This is a genomic window from Stenotrophomonas sp. STEN087 (assembly GCF_056759115.1).
The window spans coordinates 18262-37591 of sequence record NZ_JBRRCR010000025.1 but is presented as its reverse complement, the minus strand read 5'-3'; the positions used below and the strand labels follow the sequence as shown (position 1 = coordinate 37591).

The window sequence follows — 19330 nt, the reverse complement described above, 5'->3', positions numbered from 1 at the left end:
CACGACCAACGGTCGTGACCCACCGACCTACCGGACTGATGCCTGGATGTGTCACGACCAACGGTCGTGACCTACCGGATTGAGGCCTGCGGCCTCAATCCTCCGGCGGCTGGCAGGAGTCGCGGACGATCAGGTGCGGGCGCACGCTGGCGATCTGCAGCGCGGCCTGGCTGTCGGGCTGGATCAGCATCGCCGCGGCGGTGCGGCCGGTGTCGCGGGTATGGCGGCGCACCGAGGTCAGCGACGGCCACAGGCGCGAGGCCAGCGGGCTGTCGTCGTAGCCGACGATGGACAGCTGGCGCGGGATGTTGATGCCCGCACGCAGCGCCACCTTGTAGATGCCGGCGGCCATTTCATCGTTGCCGGTGAAGATGGCGGTCGGCCGGCGCTTGCCCAGCAGCAGCTTCTCGGCGGCGGCCACGCCCGATTCGAAGGTGTAACCCGCCTCGATGATGCGGTCCTTCGGCAGCTCGATGCCGCGCTGGGCCAGCGCGTCGATGAAGCCGGCGGTGCGTTCGTGCGCCGAACGGTAGGCGCTGGGGCCGGTCACCAGGGCGATCTCGCGGTGGCCCAGCGAAAGCAGGTAATCAGCCGCTTCGGCGGCACCATCGCGGTCGTGGGTGACCACCATCTGCGAGGTTTCATCCAGCGGCAGCGCGGCCACGCGGGTGAAGCGGCAGCCGATCTCCTCCAGCATGTCGGCCAGCGCCTGGTCTTCGGAGGCACGCGGCACCAGGATCACCCCGTGCAGCTTCTGCTGCTGCACGAAGCGGCGCACGCCGTCGATGTAGCCCGGGCTGCGGCTGTCGCAGGGGTGCACGACCAGTTCGAAGCTGGAACCGCGCAGCGCGTCCAGCGCGCCGTACTGCATGTCCACGATGTACTGGGCGGTCGGGTTGTCGTAGACCATGCCGATCAGGAAGGAGCGGCGGAAGGCCAGGCCACGGGCCAGCGGATCAGGCGTGTAGCCGACCTCGCGCATCAGCGCCTCGACCTTGTCGCGCGTGTCCTTGCGCACCAGGGGCGAGTTGTTGATGATCCGTGAAACCGTTTTCTTCGATACTCCCGACAGTCGCGCGATGTCGTTGATCGTGGCGGCCTTGCCCTTCGCCAATGCCGGCGTGGCGGCATCGTTCTTGTTGCGCACTGACATGTAGTGAACCCGGTAAGTCTGGGGATTCCAGCGCGCGCTCAGTCCAGCGCGCGATAGCGGAAGCTGCGGAAGGTTACCGCACCGTCGCCGGCCGCATACAGCGCCGGTTTCAGTGCCAGGAACTTGCCCGCCACATTGTGATGGTAACCGGACACTTCCATCTGAACCGGGTACTTCTGCCAGCGCTGGCCGTCGGTGCTGGAGTGGATGGTGACGATGTGGCGGTTGTTGGTCACCCGCAGCCACAGCTTGCCGCCCTTTGTGCTGGCCGCCAAGCGGGTGGGGCGCTCTTCGCCGTAGCGGTGCATGATGAACTTCTCGCCGTTGCTGCCCACGCCCACGTACAGGCGGTCGCTGTAGAACAGCAGGGCGCCGCCCACCGCACCCGGGGCGATGTCCATCTCCACCTCGAACTGGTAGGCCTTGTCGCCGGCGATGGCGGTCAGCGGCGAGCTGTCGCGCGGGGTCTGGCCCTTGCCCTGCAGCACCAGGCCCTGGCCGCTGAAGCCCAGCCGCCGGTACTCGTCCTGGGCCGGGCTGAAGAACGACCACTGCGGGCCAAGCGCCTTGCCGCGGAAGTCATCGGACAGGGCCATGCCATGGCGGCCCACCGATTCCCCGGAAGGCTTGCGCAGGGGCTGGCCCAGGTCGCCGCCCTTGGCCACGAACCAGCCATCGTCGGTCCACTCGATCGGTTCCAGCAGGGCCTGCCGGCCCAGCGTCCAGTACCCGTTCTCGTAGCCGTGGTACATCATCCACCAGCGCCCGTCGGTGCCTTCGATCACCGTGGCATGGCCGCGCGACCACCAGGGTTCGGCGGCCGACTGGGTGCGCATGATCGGGTTGTTGGGTGCGTTCACCCACGGCCCATGGATCGAGCGCGAGCGCGCGGTGATCACCATGTGCCCGGTGGGCGGGCCGGCAGTGCCGCCCACGGCGGTGGTCATGTAGTACCAGCCATCGCGGAAGTGGAGCTTCGGGCCTTCCTGGGCGTAGGCCTCCACGTCCCAGCTTTCCGGGTATTTCCAGCCGTCGTAGACGTGCTTCGGCGTGCCGACCACGCTCAGGCCGTCGTCGGCCAGCTGCACGTAGTCGCCGCCGCTGAGGAACAGGTAGCGCTTGCCGTCCTCGCCCACGGCATGGCCGGGGTCGATGTAGCCGCCCAGGCCGATGTCGATCGGCTCGCTCCACGGACCCTTGATGCTGTCGGCCCAGACCACGAAGTTGCTGCGGCTGTCGCCGGTGCGGGCCGGGAAATAGATGTAGTAGCGGCCCTCGTGCTTGACGATGTCCGGCGCCCAGATCGCGCCCACGTTCTTCGTGATCGCATGGCCCAGCGGCTGCCAGTTCACCAGGTCGCGCGAATGCCAGATCGGCAGGCCGGGGTAGGCGTCGAACGAGGACAGGGTGAGGTAGTAGTCCTGGCCGTCCTTCAGCACCGACGGATCGGGGCGGTCACCGGCGAACACCGGGTTGAGGAAGGTGCCGTCGCCGAGGTCGGCTTGGCGCTGGTTCTCGATGCCACGCTTCCACGACGTGGCGGGTGCCTGCGCCTGCGTCTGCGCGAGGGCGGGCACGGCCAGCAGCAGGGTGGCGGCAAGCAGGGACTTCAGAGCGGTGCGCGACAGCATCGGGTTCCTCCGTGGTGCGGGTGCAGTGTCAAAGTTAGGGGGCAGGGCGCCCAATGCGGGCACGCCAGGCCGGCGCGTCGCGGTCGAGCAGGGCCTGCGGCCAGGTGCCATACCAGTGGTAGCCGGTGCGGCGCTCGCGGCCGACCTGTTCATAGGTCTGCAGGCGTTCGCCCTGGCGGTTGGCCAGCACCACGCTGTTGTCGGCCAGGTCGTGGAAACGGCCCCACAGCAGCGGTGCGGCCGGGTCGGCCAGCAGGCGGCGATCCACGGTGCTGCGGTGGTGGGCGAACTGTTCGGGCGGTGCGTCGACGGTCTGCAGGCGCAGGCCGTGCAGGGCGTTGGCCTGGAACCACGCCAGCGCGCCCTCGATGGCCTGCACCGTCTGCGGCGACGGATCGGGGATGGACATCAGGTAGCGCACCACGCCCACGCTTTCGTCGGTCACCAGCGCGGCCAGTTCGAATCTGCGTCCGGGCGCCGGCTGCAGCGTGGTGGCATCGTACTGGCCGGCCCAGAGCGTCGGCTGGCCGTGCTGGCGTACCTGCAGGCGCAGCAGGCAGGCATCGCCGCGCTGCACCGCCGCGGCCACCCGCGCGCGGCGCGCGGCGTCGACGAAAGCGAAGCGCGGTGCGTCCTGCACCTGGCGCAGGGTGGTCAGCACGCCGCTGGTGACGTCATCGGCGAAGGTGATGCGGTCGTGGTAATCGGTGCGCGCCGGCACCGAATGTGGCCAGCCGCCACAACTGCGGATCTGCTGGTCGAGGATGAAGTCCAGACCGCGCAGTGCGGCGTCGCGATAGCGGCGGTCGTTGCTGCGGGCGAAGGCTTCGGCGAGGTAATCGACCTGGGTGTAGGTGGTGCGGTTGTCGAAGCTGCCGCCGGCCTCATCCTGGGCCGCGCGGGCCGCCTCGCGCGCGGCGGCGTCCAGCACCCGCAGCGGGTCCTGGTTGACCGGCCAGCCCCCGGAGCGGCGTTGCAGCAACAGCAGGTTGTCGGCGATCTCCCGGTACTGCTCTGGATCCAGCCGTGCGTAAGGGTCCGCATGGCCGCTGCGCCAGTGGTTCACCCCGTCGTTGAAGCTGCCCACCGGGATGGCAGGCGTTGCCGCCGGCGGCGCGGCATGGGCCGCCGTGGCGGCCATGCCCACACCCAGCAGCAGCGGCAGCGCGCGGCGCCGGATCATGCGCGCAACGCGGCCGGCAGCCACAGCGACAGCTGCGGGAAGAAGGTGACGATCAGCAGCACCGCCAGCGCGGCGAACCAGAACGGCCAGATGGTGCGCATGCTCTGGCCGACAGTGATCTTGCCGATCGACGTACCGATGAACAGCACCGAGCCCACTGGCGGCGTCACCAGGCCGAGGCCACCGGTCAGTACCAGCACCAGGCCGAAGTGGATCGGATCGATGCCATAGGCCTTGGCCACCGGCAGGAAGATCGGCGTGCAGATCAGGATCATCGGCGCCAGGTCCATGAAGGTGCCCAGCAGCAGCAGCATCACCACGATCATCAGCAGCACCATGAACTGGCTGTGCGCGAACGACTGCAGGAAGTCCACCGCAGCGGTCGGCACCTGCAGGTAGGCCAGCAGCCAGCCGAATACCGCAGCGGTGGCGATGACGAACAGGATGACGCCGGTGCTGCGCGCAGCATGGATGACCGTGTCGAAGAACTCGCGCCAGCGCAGCTGCCGGTACAGCACGGTGGTCACCAGCAGGGCGTAGACCACGGCGATGGCCGCGCTCTCCACGGCGGTGAAGATGCCGGCACGGATACCGACGAAGATCAGCGCCACCAGGCCCAGGCCGGGCAGGGCGGAGATCACGCGCAGCAGCACCGCGCGCCAGCCCGGGAAGATTTCCACGCCATAGCCGCGGCGGCGTGCCACGGCGTAGCCGGTCAGCATCAGGGCGACGGTCATCAACAGTGCCGGCACGATGCCCGCAGCGAACAGGTCGGCGATGGACAGGCCACCACCTGCCGCGGCCGAGAACAGGATCAGGTTGTGCGAAGGCGGCACCAGCAGCGCCACCAGCGCGGCGGTGATGCTGACGTTCACCGCGAAATCGCGGTCATAGCCGCGCTTGACCATCTGCGGGATCATCGTGCCGCCGACCGCCGAGACATCGGCGATGGCCGAGCCGGACACGCCGCCGAAGAACAGCGACGACAGGATCGACACCTGGCCGAGGCCACCGCGCATGCGGCCGACCAGCGAGGACGCCAGTGCGATCAGGCGCTCGGAGATGCCGCCGCGCATCATGATCTCGCCGGCGAAGATGAACAATGGAATGGCGATCAGCGAGGCCGAGCCGGTGCCGGCCGAGATCTGCTGCACCAGCACGATGCTGGGGATGTCCAGATAGAGCAGGGTGGCCAGCGCGGCCGCGGCCAGTGCGTAGGCCACCGGCACGCCGAGCAGCAGCAGCACGGCGAATACGGCGAACAGGATGGTGATGCCCATGGGTCAACGATCTCCTTCAGCGTCGTCGCTGCCAGCGTCGCTGGCCTGCAGCGCTTTCCACGCACGGTTGAGTGCGAACAGCACCATCAGCGCACCACCCACCGCCAGCGGCAGGTAGTTGATGCTCTGCGGCAGGTTGGCGCCGGCGGTCTTGATGTCCATCCCGTCCAGCAGCAGGTCGGCCGACCAGAAGGCGATGAAGCCGCCCAGCACCGCCACCACCAGCTGCACCAGCACGTCCACCGCGCGGCGCAGGCCGGGGCCCATGTAGGCGTGCAGCAGGAAGAAGCCGAAGTGGCGGTTGGTGTGCACGCCACAGGCCGCACCCAGGCTCATCGCCGTGGCCAGCAGCAGCAGGGTGACCGGCTCGGTCCAGCTGGGCGAATCGTTGATGACGTAGCGGGCGAACACCTGCCAGCCCTGCACCACCACCAGCCCGAGGAGGGCGGCGACGGCACAGTAGATGGCGATGTCGGCGATGCGGTCCAGCAGGCGCTGTCCCGGCCCGGCGGCGGGCGGCAAGGTCTCGGTCATGGCAGGTTCCTCAGGCAGCGCGGATGCGGTCGACCAGCGCGGCAATGTCCGGCTGTTGCAGGTACTCCTTCAGCAGCGGCTGGGCCGCGGCGCGGAAGGCGGGCATGTCCACTTCATTGGCTTTCACCCCGAAGTCGAGCACCGCGCGGCGTGCAATGCTTTCCGATGCATCCCACTGTTCGCGCATCACGCCCACCGAAGCACGCGCGGTGTGCAGCAGCAGCTGGCGGTCATCCGGCGAAAGGCGTTCGAAGCTGGCGCGCGACATCAGCAGCACGTCCGGCGCGTAGGAGTGATCGCTCTGCGACCAGTAGTGCGCGGCCTCGAAATGACGGCTGGAGTGGAAGCTGCGCATGTTGTTCTCGGCACCATCGATCATGTGCGTTTCCATGCCCGAGAACGTGTCGCCCAGCGACATCGGCGTGGGGTTGGCACCGAGCAGGCGCATCAGCTGGATGAAGATGTCCGAGGAGGCCACGCGCAGCTTCAGGCCATGCAGGTCCTTCGGCGAAACGATCGGATGCTTGGTGTTGTAGAAGCAGCGCGCGCCGGAATCGTAGATCGCCAGGCCGACCAGGTCGCGGCTTTCGAAACCGCGCAGCACGGCCTCGGCCACGCCGTCGTCCAGTGCGGCGCGCTGGTGCGCCACCGACTTGAACACGTAGGGCAGGCACAGCGCCTGGGTCAGCGGGAAGGCGTTGTTCAGCGCACCGGCGTAGACGCGGGTGATGTCGATGGCACCGAAGCGGGCCATGTCGATCGCTTCCGACTCGCGGCCAAGCTGGCCCGAGTGGTACTGGCGCAGCCGCAGGCGGCCGTTGGTCTCGCGTTCCAGCGTCTCGCCGATCCACTTCACCGCGGTGACGGTGGGGTAGTCGGCCACGTGCACGTCGGTGGCGGTCAGCAGGGTGCCGCCGTCCACGCCAGCGGCCGGCCCGCGGCCACAGGCCGCGAGCATCGGCGTGGCCAGGGCTGCAGCGCCACCGGCCAGGAAATTACGTCGTGTGATCATCTGCGCCCTCCCGCGCGTGTTCACCAGGGCTGGCCGGCGGTCATCCCGCTGGCACGGCCCGGCAGGCAATGTCGCCGAAGCCGGCGAAACGCACCAGCGCGGTCTGCCCGGCGGTGATGTCATGGATGCCGGTGGCGTTGCCGGTGGCGATCAGGTCGCCCTTGCGCAGCGGCCGGCCACGCAGCGCCGAACGGGACAGCGCGAACGCATAGGCGGCGCGCAGGCCACCCGGCAGGCGCGTCGCACCACCGGTGCCGACCACTTCGCCTTCGATCAGCGTCTCGGCACGCAGCGAGGTTTCGTCGCGTGCGGTCCAGTCGACGATCTCCGGCCCCAGCACCAGGCCGTTGTTGTTGCCGAAATCGGACACCACCACGCGCGGGCCGAGTTCGTTGATGGTGGCCAGCGGGCTGCTGGCCACTTCCACGCCGATGTACAGGCGCGCGGGCAGGGCTTCAGCCTGTTCCGGCGACCAGTGCAGTTGTCCGGCCGGAGCGTCCTCCAACAGCTCCAGCACGTACTCCGCTTCGACCGCAGCAAAGCCGCCGACGAACACCGGAATGTCCGTTGTTCCACCGGTAGCATTTTTCAGTTGACGAGAGAAAACCGGGCCCAGCAGGCGGTCATCCGCGGAGACATCACGGCGCTCGGCGGCGATGTAGCCCACTTTCCAGCCGACCACGCGGTCATCCCAGGCGGCGATGGCCAGGTCCTGCACCTGGTAGGCACCCACCAGGGTGTCCGGGATGGTGCCCGGGAATGCGGCCAATGACTGCCCGGCGCGGCGGGCGGTGGTGAAGGCCTGGGCGATCGCGGCCGCATCGTCCGGCGGCGGCGTCTGCCCATGTGTGCCGTGTTCGTTGCTCAAGAACGGTCTCCCTGTGTTTGTTGCACTGCCCATCGACAGCGTCTGCAGGAGGTGTATATGGTAAACCGGTGTCATCGTGCAAGCCGCAGCGCATCACGTGCTGCCACCGGATGCACCAGACACCCTGTCCCCGTCCTGCCGGAGCCGTTGCCTGCCATGCGTCTGCGTCCTGTCGTGCTGTTGTTGTGCGGGCTGTTGCTGGCCCTGCCGTTGACCTCCACCGCCGCGCCGCCGCGCGACAACGAACGCCGCGGCCAGGAGCTGGCTGGCGAGCGGATCGCCCTGTGGCCGGACGGCCAGGTTCCCGGCGAGCAGGGCCCGGCGCGGCCGGCGCGGGTGGTCGAGCGCAGCATCGACCCGGCGCACCCCGACCGCTACGTCGACCAGGTCGATGCGCCCTACCTGCTGGTGCATGCACCGGCACGGCCGAACGGGCGCGCGCTGCTGGTCATCCCCGGCGGCGGCTACCAGCGCGTGGTGATCGACAAGGAAGACAGTGCGCTGGTGCCGGAATGGGTGGACCGCGCCGGCTACACCCTGTTCGTGCTGCGCTACCGCCTGCCGCAGCCCGGCCGCGACCGCCAGGCCGCGCTGGCCGATGCGCAGCGCGCGCTGCGGGTGGTGCGCGGGCAGGCCGCGCGGCGCGGTCTGGATGCCGGCAGCGTCTCGGTGATGGGCTTTTCCGCAGGCGGCCACGTCGCCGCGCGGCTGGCCACCGGCTTCGATACCGCGGTGTACCCGGCACGCGATGCCATCGACCGGCTGAGCGCGCGCCCGGCCCGCGCGGTGCTGGTGTATCCGGTCATCGACATGGGCGCGCATGCGCACAGCGGCTCGCGCGGGCGCCTGCTCGGCGAGCACCCCGATGCGGCGCTGGCCGCCCAGTACTCGATGCAGCAGCAGGTGCGCGCGGACATGCCGCCGACCCTGCTGATCCACGCCAACGACGACCGCGTGGTGAGCGTGCACAACAGCGAGCTGATGGCTGCGGCGCTGGCCGACGCCGGGGTCGAGCACGAGCTGCACCTGTTCGCCCACGGTGGCCATGGTTTCGGGATGCGCGTGCCGGCGGGGTCGACACTGGCGGTGTGGCCGCTGCTGGCGGAGGCGTGGCTGGCAGCTGCGGGTGAGACGGGGGTGGGGTCAGAGCCCCTCTCCTCTGGCGAGGGGATCCGACCCCGGGGGGGCCGATGAACACCGCGCCGAACGATGTGCAGCGCCGCCGTTTCCTGCGCGACAGCGCGCGCTGGGCACTGGCCACGGCCACCGTGGCGGCACTGCCGGCCGCGCTGGCGGCACCCGGCCCGCGCGATGACACCCAGGTGCTGGCACGGGTGCGTGGCGGGCGCGTGCGCGGCCAGCGCGAACAGGGCGTACTGGTGTTCCGCGGCCTGCGCTACGGCGCGGACACGGCCGCCTACCGCTTCCAGCCGCCGCGGCCCGAAGCGGCCTGGCGCGGCATCGCCGACGCGCTGGAGTACGGCGCGGCGGCAGCGCAGGGGGGCGCCGAAGGCCCCGGCAGCGAGGACTGCCTGTTCCTCAACGTGTGGACGCCGGCGCTGGATGCGCGCGCGCGGCGGCCGGTGCTGGTCTACATCCATGGCGGCGGCTTCAACAACGGCTCCGGCAGCGACCCGCTGTACGACGGCAGCGCGCTGTGCCGGCGCGGCGACGTGGTGGTGGTCACCCTCAACCATCGCCTGAACACCTTCGGCTACCTGTACCTGGGCGCGCTGGGCGACCCCCGCTACGCCGCGTCCGGCAATGCCGGCCAGCTGGACCTGGTGCAGGCGCTGCAGTGGGTGCGCGAGCACGCCACGACCTTCGGCGGCGACCCGGGCAACATCACCGTGTTCGGCCAGTCCGGCGGCGGCGCCAAGATCGCCACGCTGATGGCGATGCCGGCCGCATGCGGCCTGTTCCAGCGGGCGTGGACGATGAGCGGCCAGCAGGTCACCGCCGCCGGCCCACGCGCGGCCGCCCAGCGCGCGGCGGTGGCGATGGAGGCGGTGCACGCGCCGGACCTGGCCGCGCTGCTGCGCCTGCCAGCGGCCGACCTGCTTGCAGCCACCCGCGCCCGCGATCCGTCGCGGGTGGAGGACACCGCGCTGTACTTCGGGCCGGTGCTGGACGAGGTGGTGCTGCCGGTGCATCCATTCTGGCCACAGGCACCGGCACAGTCGGCCGCCATCCCGATGGTGATCGGCAACACCCACGATGAAACCCGCGCCTTCCTCGGCAACGACCCGGGCAGCTTCGGGCTGGACTGGAACACCCTGCCGGCGCAGCTGGAAAAACAGCAGTTCGTCGATCTGCTGCCGTCGGTGGTGATCGAGCACTATCGCCGCCTGTACCCGCACTACACGGCGTCGGAGGTGTTCTTCGCCGCCACCACCGCCGGGCGCTCCTGGCGTGGCGCGGTGGAGGAGCTGGAAGCGCGTGCGCGGCAGCCGGCCACGGCGGCGCCGACCTGGTCCTACCAGCTCGACTGGCCCTCGCCGGTGGAAGAGGGGCGCCTGCGCGCCTTCCACACCCTGGATATTCCGCTGGTGTTCGACAACGCCGGCCTGCCCACGGCGCGCACCGGCGGTGGCGAAGACGCATGTGCACTGGCGGCGACCATGAGCGACGCGCTGATCGCCTTCGCCCGCCATGGCGACCCCAACCACGCCGGGCTGGCGGACTGGGCCCCGTACACCCTGCCGCAGCGGCGCACGATGCTGTTCGACGTGCGCAGCCGCGGCGCCGATGACCCGCGCGGTGGCGAGCGCGAGCTCTACCAGCGCGTCCCCTTCCTGCAACGAGGTACTGCCTGAGATGCGCCTGCTGCCTGTCCTGTTTGCCCTGGCCGTGGCCGGCGCGGCCCACGCCGCGGTCGACCCGTCGATCAGCGACCGCCCGGCACCCACGCCGATCCGCGCCAGCAAGATCGTGCTGGTCGGCGATTCCACCACCGCCGTGCAGGGCGGCTGGGGCCCGGCCTTCTGCGCCGACCACGTGACCTCGTTCGCCGCCTGCCTGAACCTGGCGCGCGGTGGCCGCAGCACCTACAACTATCGCGCCGAGGGTTCGTGGGCGCTGGTCGAGGCGGAGATGCGCACGCCGGGCTACGCCGCCACCTGGGTGCTGATCCAGTTCGGCCACAACGACCAGCCTGGCAAGCCGGGGCGCTCGACCGACCTGCAGCATGAGTTCCCCGACAACCTGCGCCGCTATGTGCAGCAGGTACGCGCGGCCGGCGCCAAACCGGTGCTGCTGACCCCCCTGACCCGACGCCAGTTCGCCGATGGTGTGCTGGTGGACGACCTGGCACCGTGGGCCGACAGCGTGCGTGCGGTGGCGCGCGAACTGCAGGTGCCGCTGGTCGACCTGCATGGCCGCAGCCGCGCCCTGGTGCAGGCGCTGGGGCCGGTAGCGGCGATGCGGCTTGCGCAGGCACCCGCCACGCAGGCGCAGGTGGCCAGCGCCCTGGGCGGCAGCACGGTCGGCGCCAGCCCGGCCCTGGCCGGCGCGCCAGCTTCGGTGCAGAACGCCGCGCTGGAACCGATGGGGCAGGCCAAGCAGGCCTTCGATTACACCCATCTGGGCGACGAGGGCGCGCGGGTGTTCGCTACCCTGGTGGCCACGGAACTGGCGCGCGAAGTGCCGGAGCTGCGCGCACTGCTGCTGCCATGATGGCGGCAATATCGCTTAATTGCGTCCAATTGCGCTTAAAGTTGTCGCAATTCGCATTATCTAGAAAAGATGAAGGTCTGAAAACATTCTGTTAACCCGGCTCGCCTAGACTGGCCGACATGGGAGCGACGTTCACACCACTGCCGTTCACGGGCCGGGATCGCCTGCTGGCGGCCATCGACGGCGCGGTCTGCCTGGCGGATCCGGCGCTGATCACCCACGCCCTGCAGAAGGTGCTGCGCGAGGCCATCATCGATCCGCTCATCGAACTGCCGCCGTGCGTGCGCCGCCCGGTGGACCGCCACTACGCACGCCGCGAACTGCACCGCAGCCCCACCCTGGGCTACAGCGTCATCGCCATGTGCTGGGGCCCGGGGCAGGGCACGCCGCTGCACGACCACGATGCGATGTGGTGCGTGGAAGGCGTCTGGCAGGGCGAGCTGATTGTCACCCCGTATGCGCTGCTGGAACGGCAGGGCGACCGCCACCGCTTCGCCGCGCAGGAAGCCCTGTACGGCTACCGCGGCAGCGCCGGCAGCCTGATCCCGCCGCACGAGTACCACACGCTGCGCAACGCCAGCGATACCGACGTGGCAGTGTCGGTGCATGTGTACCAGGGGGTGATGGAACGCAGCGCCGTGTTCGATCCACTCGACGATGGCTGGTACCAGCGCCGGGTGAAGATGATGGAGACCGACGCGGCCTGACCGCGCCACGCCCCAGGCAGCGCCGGGCCATGCCCGGCGGCGCCGCCTCCCATCAACGCGGCACGTCGGCCACGTTGTTCAACCGGGTCACTTCCTCGCCGCCATCGGCCAGCGCCACGCGCACCCGCAGGGCACTGCGGTCACCCGCTGGCAGCGGCAGCGACACCACCACCGTCTTCGGCTGCAGATCCACCGGTGCGGCCATGGCCGGCACCTCGGTGCGGGCGATCTCGCGGCCACGCGCATCCTCCAGCACCGCCACGCCCACGCCGCTGCCGGCATGGCCCAGGCTGTGCACGGTCACGTGCACCTGGCGGCCATCCACCCGCACATCGCCACGGCCAATGCCCAGGTCCGCGCGGGTCTCCACCGGCGTGCCGGCACTGATCCGCTCGAACTCGAACACCTCGGTGCGGCCCGGGCGGAACTGCATCGGCACCGAGGCGCTGGTTTCCAGCTGCACGCTGCGTTCGGCGGCGGTGCCGTCGATGCGGCCATCACCATCGGCGTCCACGCCGCTGCGCACGCGCCAGGTGCCGCTCGCCACGTTCCAGCCGGTCATGTCGGCGGCGATGGTGCGCGTGCCCAGGTTATGGCTGGTCACGGTGAAGCGTTCGCGCGACGGCGCGTGCACCAGCAGGGCAACCTGCTCGGCGGCTCCGTCGCGGTCGAAGCGCCAGCTGACCGTGTGGCCGGGCCAGCTCTGGTTGCGCTTCAGCGCGATGCCGCCCAGGCGCGCGCGCTGCAGGAACTCGCTGGGCGCTTCCACGCGGTCGGACCACCAGTGGCCCTCGGTGTTCATGTAGGCGCGCTGCACCTTGGCCTGCAGGCCGTCGGCGTGCAGCGCGTCGATGTACTTCGTATCGCCGCTGGCCTGCCAGGCCATCAGGCTGGCGAAGCCGGTCTTGCCGGCATCGGCCTCGGCGGTAAGCTTCGGATACCAGTCCTGCTGCCGGCCCAGGACGTCGACGTAGTTCTCGCCGAGGTTGGCCAGCGCGCCCGGCCCGCCCCGGGCCACGCGGTAGTCCAGCGCCTGCAGGTACTTCGCATCGCCGGTCCAGCGCCACGCGGCCCAGAACGTATGCATGGTGTCGCCGCCGCCGGAGCCGTTGTTCAACTCGCCGCCACGGGTGGCACCGGTGGCCCAGTTGATCTCGTTGGGCAGGGTGAAGCGGCCCTTCTCGTCGGTGCCGGCGTGGGCCAGGTAGCCATCGGCCAGGCCGATCACCAGCTTGCGGCCGGTCGGGTCGGCGTTGTACTGGCCGAGCAGGAACGCCGGGTGCAGCACCGGGAAGGAATAAGGCTTCTGCCACTGCCAGTTCGGCTCGCGGTAGACCTTGTTGCCACCGAACCAGTTGCTGGAGAACAACAGGTTGCCCTGCGGGTTGCGCAGGATGATGCGCTCGTCGAAGGCCTTGACCGTTTCCATCAGGCGCTCCAGGGTCAATGGGTCGCCCCAGTTGAGGTAGAGCATGGCGCTGTTGGTGTTGATGCCTTCCTCGTAGGAATGCAGTTCGTCGGTCTCGATGGTGCTCAGGCCATTGCTGAACATGCCATTGCGGTACACCGCATCGGACAGCGCGGTCAGCGAGGCGTTCAGCCGATCCGGCTGCACGCCCATCAGCGCCAGGCCGGGCCACTGCTGGGTCAGGTCGGAATCATCGGAGATGCCGCCGCCGAAATCGCCGTAAGCCACCTGCCGCTCGTCGATCCACCAGTCGACGAACTGGCGTACCTGGGCCAGGTCCTGCACCTGGTTGAACGCCCACGCCGGCACGCCCTTGGGCACGGCCGGTGCGGTGTAGGGCGGGCGGCCCTGGCTGTTGTAGCTGATGTAGTTCCAGTACAGGCGGCCGAGCTCGTGGTCCGGGTCCACCCGCAGCAGGTCGCTGAGGTCGGCGTACACGCGCGCATACAGGCGCTGGCGCTTGGAAGTGGTGTGTTCCTCGACCAGGAAGCCCCAGTTGTCGCGCACCTGGTTGAAGCGGTCGGCCACGTGTTCCTTCAGCGCTTCGGCGCGCGGCTTGAACACCAGGCGGATCTGCGCGCCGTCCAGCGCGGCGGCATCGAAGCCCGGCGCGGCCGAGGCGATGCTCAGCCACAGGCTGTCGGGGGTGAGGATGCGGTCGCGCAGGTCCAGCCACAGCGTGCGCTTCTGCCCCGGCTGCACAGACACCGAAACATCGATCATGTCGCGCGCCGGCCAGATCGGATCCTTGATGCGGAGGTTCAGCGGAATCAGTCCGTCGTGGGTAGCCGGCAGGTCCAGCGCGGGAAGGTCGATGGCCACGCCGTCCAGGCCGTCATGCATGTTTTCCCAGCTGTAGGCCCAGCTGCGGATCAACGGCTGGTTGGCCGGCGCGTCACCGACGCCCGAGGGAATCAGCACGTGCACGATCGGCCGCGGCCGCGTCGGCAGGCTGTCGGCACCACGGCGGCGCGAGCCTGCGCCCTTGGGCAGGGCCATCACCGTGCTGCGCTCGGCGGCCGGGAAGCGGCCATCGATGTAGTGCCGCAGCGCATCGAGGTTGGTGTAGTCGGGCAGGGCCTGGCTGTCGATCACGTAGGTCTGCTTGACCGTGCCTTCCGGCTCGGCGCCCTCGCTCACGTTGTAGGCCCAGACTTCCTGGATCGGGGTTTCCTGTTCGACGTTGCTGAAACGCAGCACGCCGCCCTGCTGCGCGGGAATGTCCTGCACGCTGCGCACCACGCCGCGCGGCCGCGTGGCCAGCACCTCGGTGGCATGCTCGGCATCGGGCCCATGCGCCAGGCTGCCGAAGGCCGCACCGCGGATCTCCATGCGGTTCACCGTCTCGCCGGCCGGCAGGGTCAGGTCCAGGTGCTGGCCGCTTTCCACGTAGGTGTTCCAGTCCGGCAGCTGGAAGTAGTCGTTGCGGCCGGGCAGGCGCGAGCGGTTGTAGACGCCCGGCCAGGTGGTTTCCGCGATGCCGTCGGTAGCCTTCCACATCCACGCCTTGTGGTCGCGCGTATCGGCGAACTCGATCTTGCGGATGCGCGTACCGGCCGACGCCAGTGCCGGCGGTGCCGCGCCTTCCCAGCCGAAGCGATGGCGCCACGCGCGCTCGTCGCTGGCCGGCGCCACCGCGCTGGCCGGCGCCTTGCCACCCGCCAGTGCCTGCACGGCGGGGGCGTCGAGCATGCGGTCGTACACGCGGATGTGCTGGAAATCGCTGCCACGCAGGAAGTTGTAGCGGCTCTGCACCTGGTAGGGCGCCATCACCCGCCCGGCCAGCCCCAGCTGGTCCAGCGCAGCATCGTAGTCACCGGTCGCCTGTGCACGCGCCACTTCGCGGCCATCGACGAACAGGCGCACGCCCTGGTCCTCGTCCCAGGCGAAGGCCAGGTGCAGCCACTGCTCCGGCCGCGGCGGCGTATCCATGCGGAACGACACGCGGCTGCGTGCGAGGTTGGCATCGGTGACGAAGGCATCGAAGCCGTGCCCGTTCCAGTCGATGCGCAGCCAGGCCATGTCCCAGCTGCTGTGGTCGGCATAGCCGACGCGGAAGATCACGAACGGCGCTTCGCCCACCGCGTAGCGCGGGCGCCAGTCGAAGGCCAGGGTGCCGCGCTGGGCCTGGATGTTGCCCGGTGCATCCCAGGCCAGCACGCCATCGTCCTCCCACTGGATGGCCTTGCCGCGTGCCCCGTCATCGACCACCGCCGCCTTGTCGCGGAAGTTCGGCACCGCTTCGCCCTGCGCCGTCACGGCAGTCAGTCCCTGGTTGGCGTCGACGTGGAACAGCAGCGTCGGCGACGGTGCGGCCAGCGCGGGCAGCGCGGTGGCCAGCGACAGCGCGGCCACCAGCAGGCGACGGCGCGGGCGGGGCAGGACAGAAGCGGTACGGTGCATGGAACCTTCCTTTCAGCAGCATTCGACGGTGCAGCGGCATGGCGGCGGTGCGGTACGGCGGGGCAGGGCGTGCGCTCAGAACTTGTATCGCAGCCCCAGGTAGTACTGACGCCCGGTGTGGGTGTAGCGGTCGGGCAGTGACAGCGCTGAATCGACGTAACGTTCGTCGGCACTGTCCAGCAGGTTGATCGCCTCGAAGCTGACGGTCAGCTGTTTGTTGAACTTCCAGGACATGTTGAAATCCACGTTCTTGACGCTGTACTTGCCGGTGACGTCGGCGGTGGCGTACTGGTTGCCGTCCAGGTCCCAGACGTTCTCCTGGGTCAGGATCTGGTTGATGTAGGCATCGCGGTAGCTGGTGGACACGCGTGCGCTGAAGCGGCCGTCGTCGTAGTACACGGTGGCGTTGTACGAGTTGGGCGACAGGTTCAGCAGGTCGTTCTCGGTATAGGTGGTGACGATGGTGTCGCCACTGCCGGAGCTGAAGAGATATTTGATCTTCGAATCGACGTGGGTGTAGTTCAGCTGCACGCCGAAGTTCTTCCAGAAGCCGGGCAGGAAGCTGAAGGGCTGCTGGTAGGTCAGCTCATAGCCCTTCAACGGACCGCCCGGGGTGTTGAAGTAGCTCTGCACGTTGAACAGCGTGTTCGGGCTGAAGCCGGCCGGCAGCAGGTCCAGCGAATAGCCCATGTCACCCCAGGTGGTCAGCAGGCGGGTGCGCTGCACGTAGGTTTCGATGTCCTTGTAGAACACCGCCGCCGACAGCAGGGCGCCTTCCTGGAAGTACCACTCCGCGCTCAGGTCGTAGTTGGTGGAGCGGAACGGATCCAGCTTCGGGTTGCCCAGGTTGATCGAGTAGTAGCGGTCCTCGTCGAGGAAGCTGGTCGGGCCACCGCTGACGCTGGGCGAGAGGTTGGACAGGGTCGGCCGGGCCATCGTCTTGGCCGCACCGAAGCGCAGCACGACGCTGTCGGTCAGGTCCCAGGCCAGGTTCAGCGAGGGCAGCCAGTCGTCGTAGCGGTGCCCGACGGTGGTGGCCACCAGCAGGCGCTCGCCGGCATCGGCGGTGGCGCTGGCCACGCCCAGGAACGGTTCGCAGGCTGCCGACAGATCGCTGCTGCTGGCCGCCTGGCACGGCGCGTAGCCGCTGGCGTCGATCTCGGTGCGCACGTAACGCAGGCCGAGGTTGCCGCGGAACGGGCGGTCCCACAGCTCGGTGTTGAAGTCCAGCTGCAGGTAGCTGGCGTAGCTCTTTTCGGTCACGTCGAAGTTGTTGTTCGATGCACCGAAGTGGCCAACGCCGGCCAGGCGGTAGTCACCGCCAAGGGTGCCGGTGTTGCAGTTGCAGTAGATGTCCAGCAGCTCGGCGATGCGGTTGAAGTCGGGGATCAGCCAGCTGCCCGGCGTGCTGCCGTCCAGGCCCTTGCCGAAGCCATCGAGCGTGGTGGACAGGTCACCCACGCCGACGCCGTCGGGCAGCGCCTGCGACATGCGGCCATAGCTGATGTTGCGGTACTCCTGCGTGCGCATGCCGTAGTCCTTGTAGGCCAGGCCGCCGCGCAGGGTGAAGGTGGGCGACACGTTGAAGGTCAGGTCGACCTTGGCGGTGTCGAAGCTGTTGTCGACGTACTGCGGGTTCAGGCGCACTTCGCTGATGTTGCCGCCGCGTGCGGTCCCGTTGGCATTCACCGGCGCGGTGCCGTAGCCCAGCCACTGCCACGACGCCGCATCGCCCAGCGCGAAGGGGAAGGTCATCGACGGCATGCTGGCGCCGTTGCGCATGTCCAGCACGAAGCCATCCAGGTTGCTGTTGTCGAAGCTGACCATGGAGAACACCGGCCGCTCGAAGCTGGACGAGGAGTGGCCGACCAGCGCATCCAGACGCAGCGCATCGTTGAAGCGGTGTTCGAAGTTCAGGCTGGCCTGCTTGAACTCGGTGCTCTCTTCGATGGCGGTCGACTCGGTGCGGAAGTCGACGTTGTCGAACACGCCGTAGACCAGCCGGTTCTGCGCATCCACCTGCGCCTCGCGCACCACGATCTGGGTCTTGCCGCCGTACTGCGCGGTGCGGTGCAGGTTGGCGCCGATCGAATCCTCGCGCTGGTCCTTGTCCAGCTTCGAATACATCAGGTCGAGGTTGAGCAGGCTGTCCGGGCTGAAGCGGAACTGCAGCGCGCCGGTGACACCCAGCCGTTCGATCTCGTGCTCGGTGCGGATGTAGCGCGGGTAGCGCGGGATCCACGCATTGGTGGCCGTCTCGTAGGCAGCAATGTTCCCGGCGGTCGCTTCCGGGCGGTCGATGCCGGTGCCGCAGTGGGTGGCATCGATGCCGTAGCTGCCCCAGCCGTTGCTGCGCGCCTGGTTGGCGGCGCTGCCGACGCCCTGCGCGGTTTCATTCGCGGCCGGGTTGCGCGGCGTCTGCGGGTCGTAGCCGGCCGGGCTGCAGAAGCCGTAGGTGCCGTTGTTGGCGGCGGTGGCCTGGTTGGAGTTGCGGTAGTTGCCGTGCTCCCAGCGCACTGGGTTGTAGCCTTCCTCGAAGATCGTGCGCTTGCTCCACGCCACCGACATCAGCGCACCGAAGCGTCCATCGGCCCAGGTGTTGCTCAGCAGCGCCGACACGCGCGGGTCCTTCGAGCGCGACAGTTCGTTGTAGCCGTACTGGCCGTTGAGCGAGGCCTGGAAGCCTTCGAAATCGAACGGCCGCGATGCACGCAGGTCGACGGTGGCGCCGAGCGAGCCTTCGTCCATCTGCGCCGACTGGGTCTTGTTGACCTTGACCCGGCTGAAAAGTTCGGAGGCGAAGGTGTTGAAGTCGAAGCCGCGGCTGCGGTTGACGCCGGTGGTGCCGCTGCCGGCGGTGGACAGCGCTTCCAGGCCGTTGATGCGCACTCGGGTGAAATCCGAACCCAGGCCGCGCACCGAGATCTGCTGGCCTTCGCCGCCTTCGCGGTCGATGGAGACACCGGCGATGCGCTGCATCGATTCGGCCAGGTTCAGATCGGGAAACTTGCCGATGTCCTCGGCGTAGATCGCATCGACCTGCTCGACGCTGTAGCGCTTTTCATCCAGCGACTGCTGCAGGCTTTCGCGGTAGGTAGCCTTGACCTCCACCTTGTCCAGGTCGACCGCATCGGGGGCGGCAGCAGCCGCTTCCGGGGTCTGCTGTGCATGCGCGGTGTGGCTCAGCACCAGTCCGATCGACAGGGCAAGCACGGTGAGCGGCGCGCGGCCGCGGTGAAGCGCGAGCGACGAATCCATCTGAAATCCCCTCCCAGGGTGTCCTCAAGCGTTGCGAAGGCGTTCTAGCGTTCGTACCGGCCTCCTCCGGTACGACGCAGGTGCAACGACTTGCTGACACCGCTGGTCACGCGTGAACGTAACAAAGCACAGGGCGCGCGGCATCTTGCGCCGCAGCA

13 protein-coding genes are annotated in these 19330 nt (G+C 69.0%); 4 read left to right on the top strand and 9 right to left on the bottom strand.

Annotated features, from left to right (window positions below; translation table 11 throughout):
* Positions 1-94 precede the first annotated feature (94 nt).
* Genes ACVOK1_RS09050 through ACVOK1_RS09020 form a run of 7 tightly spaced genes read right to left on the bottom strand, consistent with a single transcriptional unit; the run spans position 95 to position 7661 of the window.
* A complete protein-coding gene (locus tag ACVOK1_RS09050) occupies positions 95-1153 on the bottom strand; it encodes a LacI family DNA-binding transcriptional regulator (RefSeq protein WP_481561811.1) in 1059 nt (352 codons plus the stop codon).
* A 38-nt stretch (positions 1154-1191) separates the two neighbouring features.
* On the bottom strand, positions 1192-2784 hold the full coding sequence (locus ACVOK1_RS09045; protein WP_481561810.1) for a family 43 glycosylhydrolase: 1593 nt from the start codon (positions 2782-2784) through the stop codon (positions 1192-1194).
* A 34-nt stretch (positions 2785-2818) separates the two neighbouring features.
* Positions 2819-3967, bottom strand: coding sequence for a pectate lyase (gene pelA, locus ACVOK1_RS09040; protein ID WP_481561809.1), 1149 nt, complete (start codon positions 3965-3967; stop codon positions 2819-2821).
* The gene (locus ACVOK1_RS09035; RefSeq protein WP_108767194.1) at positions 3964-5247 is read right to left on the bottom strand and encodes a TRAP transporter large permease; all 1284 of its coding nucleotides are present in this window, start codon (positions 5245-5247) and stop codon (positions 3964-3966) included. Before ACVOK1_RS09035 ends, pelA begins: the two co-directional genes overlap by 4 nt.
* 3 nt (positions 5248-5250) lie before the next feature.
* Positions 5251-5781: a TRAP transporter small permease gene (locus tag ACVOK1_RS09030; protein WP_164072981.1), complete on the bottom strand. Its 531-nt coding sequence runs from the start codon at positions 5779-5781 to the stop codon at positions 5251-5253.
* A 10-nt stretch (positions 5782-5791) separates the two neighbouring features.
* Positions 5792-6793: a TRAP transporter substrate-binding protein gene (locus tag ACVOK1_RS09025; RefSeq protein WP_200751316.1), complete on the bottom strand. Its 1002-nt coding sequence runs from the start codon at positions 6791-6793 to the stop codon at positions 5792-5794.
* Between the two features lie 40 nt (positions 6794-6833).
* The gene (locus ACVOK1_RS09020) at positions 6834-7661 is read right to left on the bottom strand and encodes a 2-keto-4-pentenoate hydratase (protein ID WP_108767191.1); all 828 of its coding nucleotides are present in this window, start codon (positions 7659-7661) and stop codon (positions 6834-6836) included.
* A gap of 174 nt (positions 7662-7835) precedes the next feature.
* Here ACVOK1_RS09020 and ACVOK1_RS09015 point away from each other — a divergent pair, with 174 nt between their 5' ends.
* The 4 genes from ACVOK1_RS09015 (at position 7836) to ACVOK1_RS09000 (ending at position 12043) form a co-directional block, all read left to right on the top strand.
* On the top strand, positions 7836-8855 hold the full coding sequence (locus ACVOK1_RS09015; RefSeq protein WP_481561825.1) for an alpha/beta hydrolase: 1020 nt from the start codon (positions 7836-7838) through the stop codon (positions 8853-8855).
* Entirely contained in the window at positions 8852-10477 is a 1626-nt protein-coding gene (locus ACVOK1_RS09010; protein WP_481561808.1) for a carboxylesterase/lipase family protein, read from the top strand. Before ACVOK1_RS09015 ends, ACVOK1_RS09010 begins: the two co-directional genes overlap by 4 nt.
* A 1-nt stretch (position 10478) precedes the next feature.
* Positions 10479-11336 (top strand): rhamnogalacturonan acetylesterase, encoded by an 858-nt coding sequence (locus ACVOK1_RS09005; protein ID WP_200751314.1) that lies wholly within the window; start codon positions 10479-10481, stop codon positions 11334-11336.
* A gap of 119 nt (positions 11337-11455) precedes the next feature.
* Complete coding sequence (locus ACVOK1_RS09000) at positions 11456-12043, top strand: cysteine dioxygenase family protein (RefSeq protein ID WP_481561807.1); 588 nt, start codon at positions 11456-11458, stop codon at positions 12041-12043.
* Positions 12044-12095: 52 nt separating this feature from the next.
* Here the strand turns inward: ACVOK1_RS09000 and ACVOK1_RS08995 are convergent, their stop codons facing one another.
* Both ACVOK1_RS08995 and ACVOK1_RS08990 read right to left on the bottom strand, forming a co-directional pair.
* Positions 12096-15914 carry a LamG-like jellyroll fold domain-containing protein gene (locus ACVOK1_RS08995; protein WP_481561806.1) on the bottom strand — a complete coding sequence of 1273 codons (3819 nt, stop codon included), beginning with the start codon at positions 15912-15914 and terminating at the stop codon, positions 12096-12098.
* A gap of 75 nt (positions 15915-15989) precedes the next feature.
* Complete coding sequence (locus ACVOK1_RS08990) at positions 15990-19172, bottom strand: TonB-dependent receptor (RefSeq protein ID WP_313204748.1); 3183 nt, start codon at positions 19170-19172, stop codon at positions 15990-15992.
* Positions 19173-19330 lie beyond the last annotated feature (158 nt).

What these genes read in the sequence shown, in the direction of transcription:
- ACVOK1_RS09050 (WP_481561811.1), bottom strand. Translation starts at nt 1,153, where the DNA reads ATGTCAGTGCGCAACAAGAACGATGCCGCCACGCCGGCATTGGCGAAG.
- ACVOK1_RS09045 (WP_481561810.1), bottom strand. Translation starts at nt 2,784, where the DNA reads ATGCTGTCGCGCACCGCTCTGAAGTCCCTGCTTGCCGCCACCCTGCTG.
- pelA (WP_481561809.1), bottom strand. Translation starts at nt 3,967, where the DNA reads ATGATCCGGCGCCGCGCGCTGCCGCTGCTGCTGGGTGTGGGCATGGCC.
- ACVOK1_RS09035 (WP_108767194.1), bottom strand. Translation starts at nt 5,247, where the DNA reads ATGGGCATCACCATCCTGTTCGCCGTATTCGCCGTGCTGCTGCTGCTC.
- ACVOK1_RS09030 (WP_164072981.1), bottom strand. Translation starts at nt 5,781, where the DNA reads ATGACCGAGACCTTGCCGCCCGCCGCCGGGCCGGGACAGCGCCTGCTG.
- ACVOK1_RS09025 (WP_200751316.1), bottom strand. Translation starts at nt 6,793, where the DNA reads ATGATCACACGACGTAATTTCCTGGCCGGTGGCGCTGCAGCCCTGGCC.
- ACVOK1_RS09010 (WP_481561808.1), top strand. Translation starts at nt 8,852, where the DNA reads ATGAACACCGCGCCGAACGATGTGCAGCGCCGCCGTTTCCTGCGCGAC.
- ACVOK1_RS09005 (WP_200751314.1), top strand. Translation starts at nt 10,479, where the DNA reads ATGCGCCTGCTGCCTGTCCTGTTTGCCCTGGCCGTGGCCGGCGCGGCC.
- ACVOK1_RS09000 (WP_481561807.1), top strand. Translation starts at nt 11,456, where the DNA reads ATGGGAGCGACGTTCACACCACTGCCGTTCACGGGCCGGGATCGCCTG.
- ACVOK1_RS08995 (WP_481561806.1), bottom strand. Translation starts at nt 15,914, where the DNA reads ATGCACCGTACCGCTTCTGTCCTGCCCCGCCCGCGCCGTCGCCTGCTG.
- ACVOK1_RS08990 (WP_313204748.1), bottom strand. Translation starts at nt 19,172, where the DNA reads ATGGATTCGTCGCTCGCGCTTCACCGCGGCCGCGCGCCGCTCACCGTG.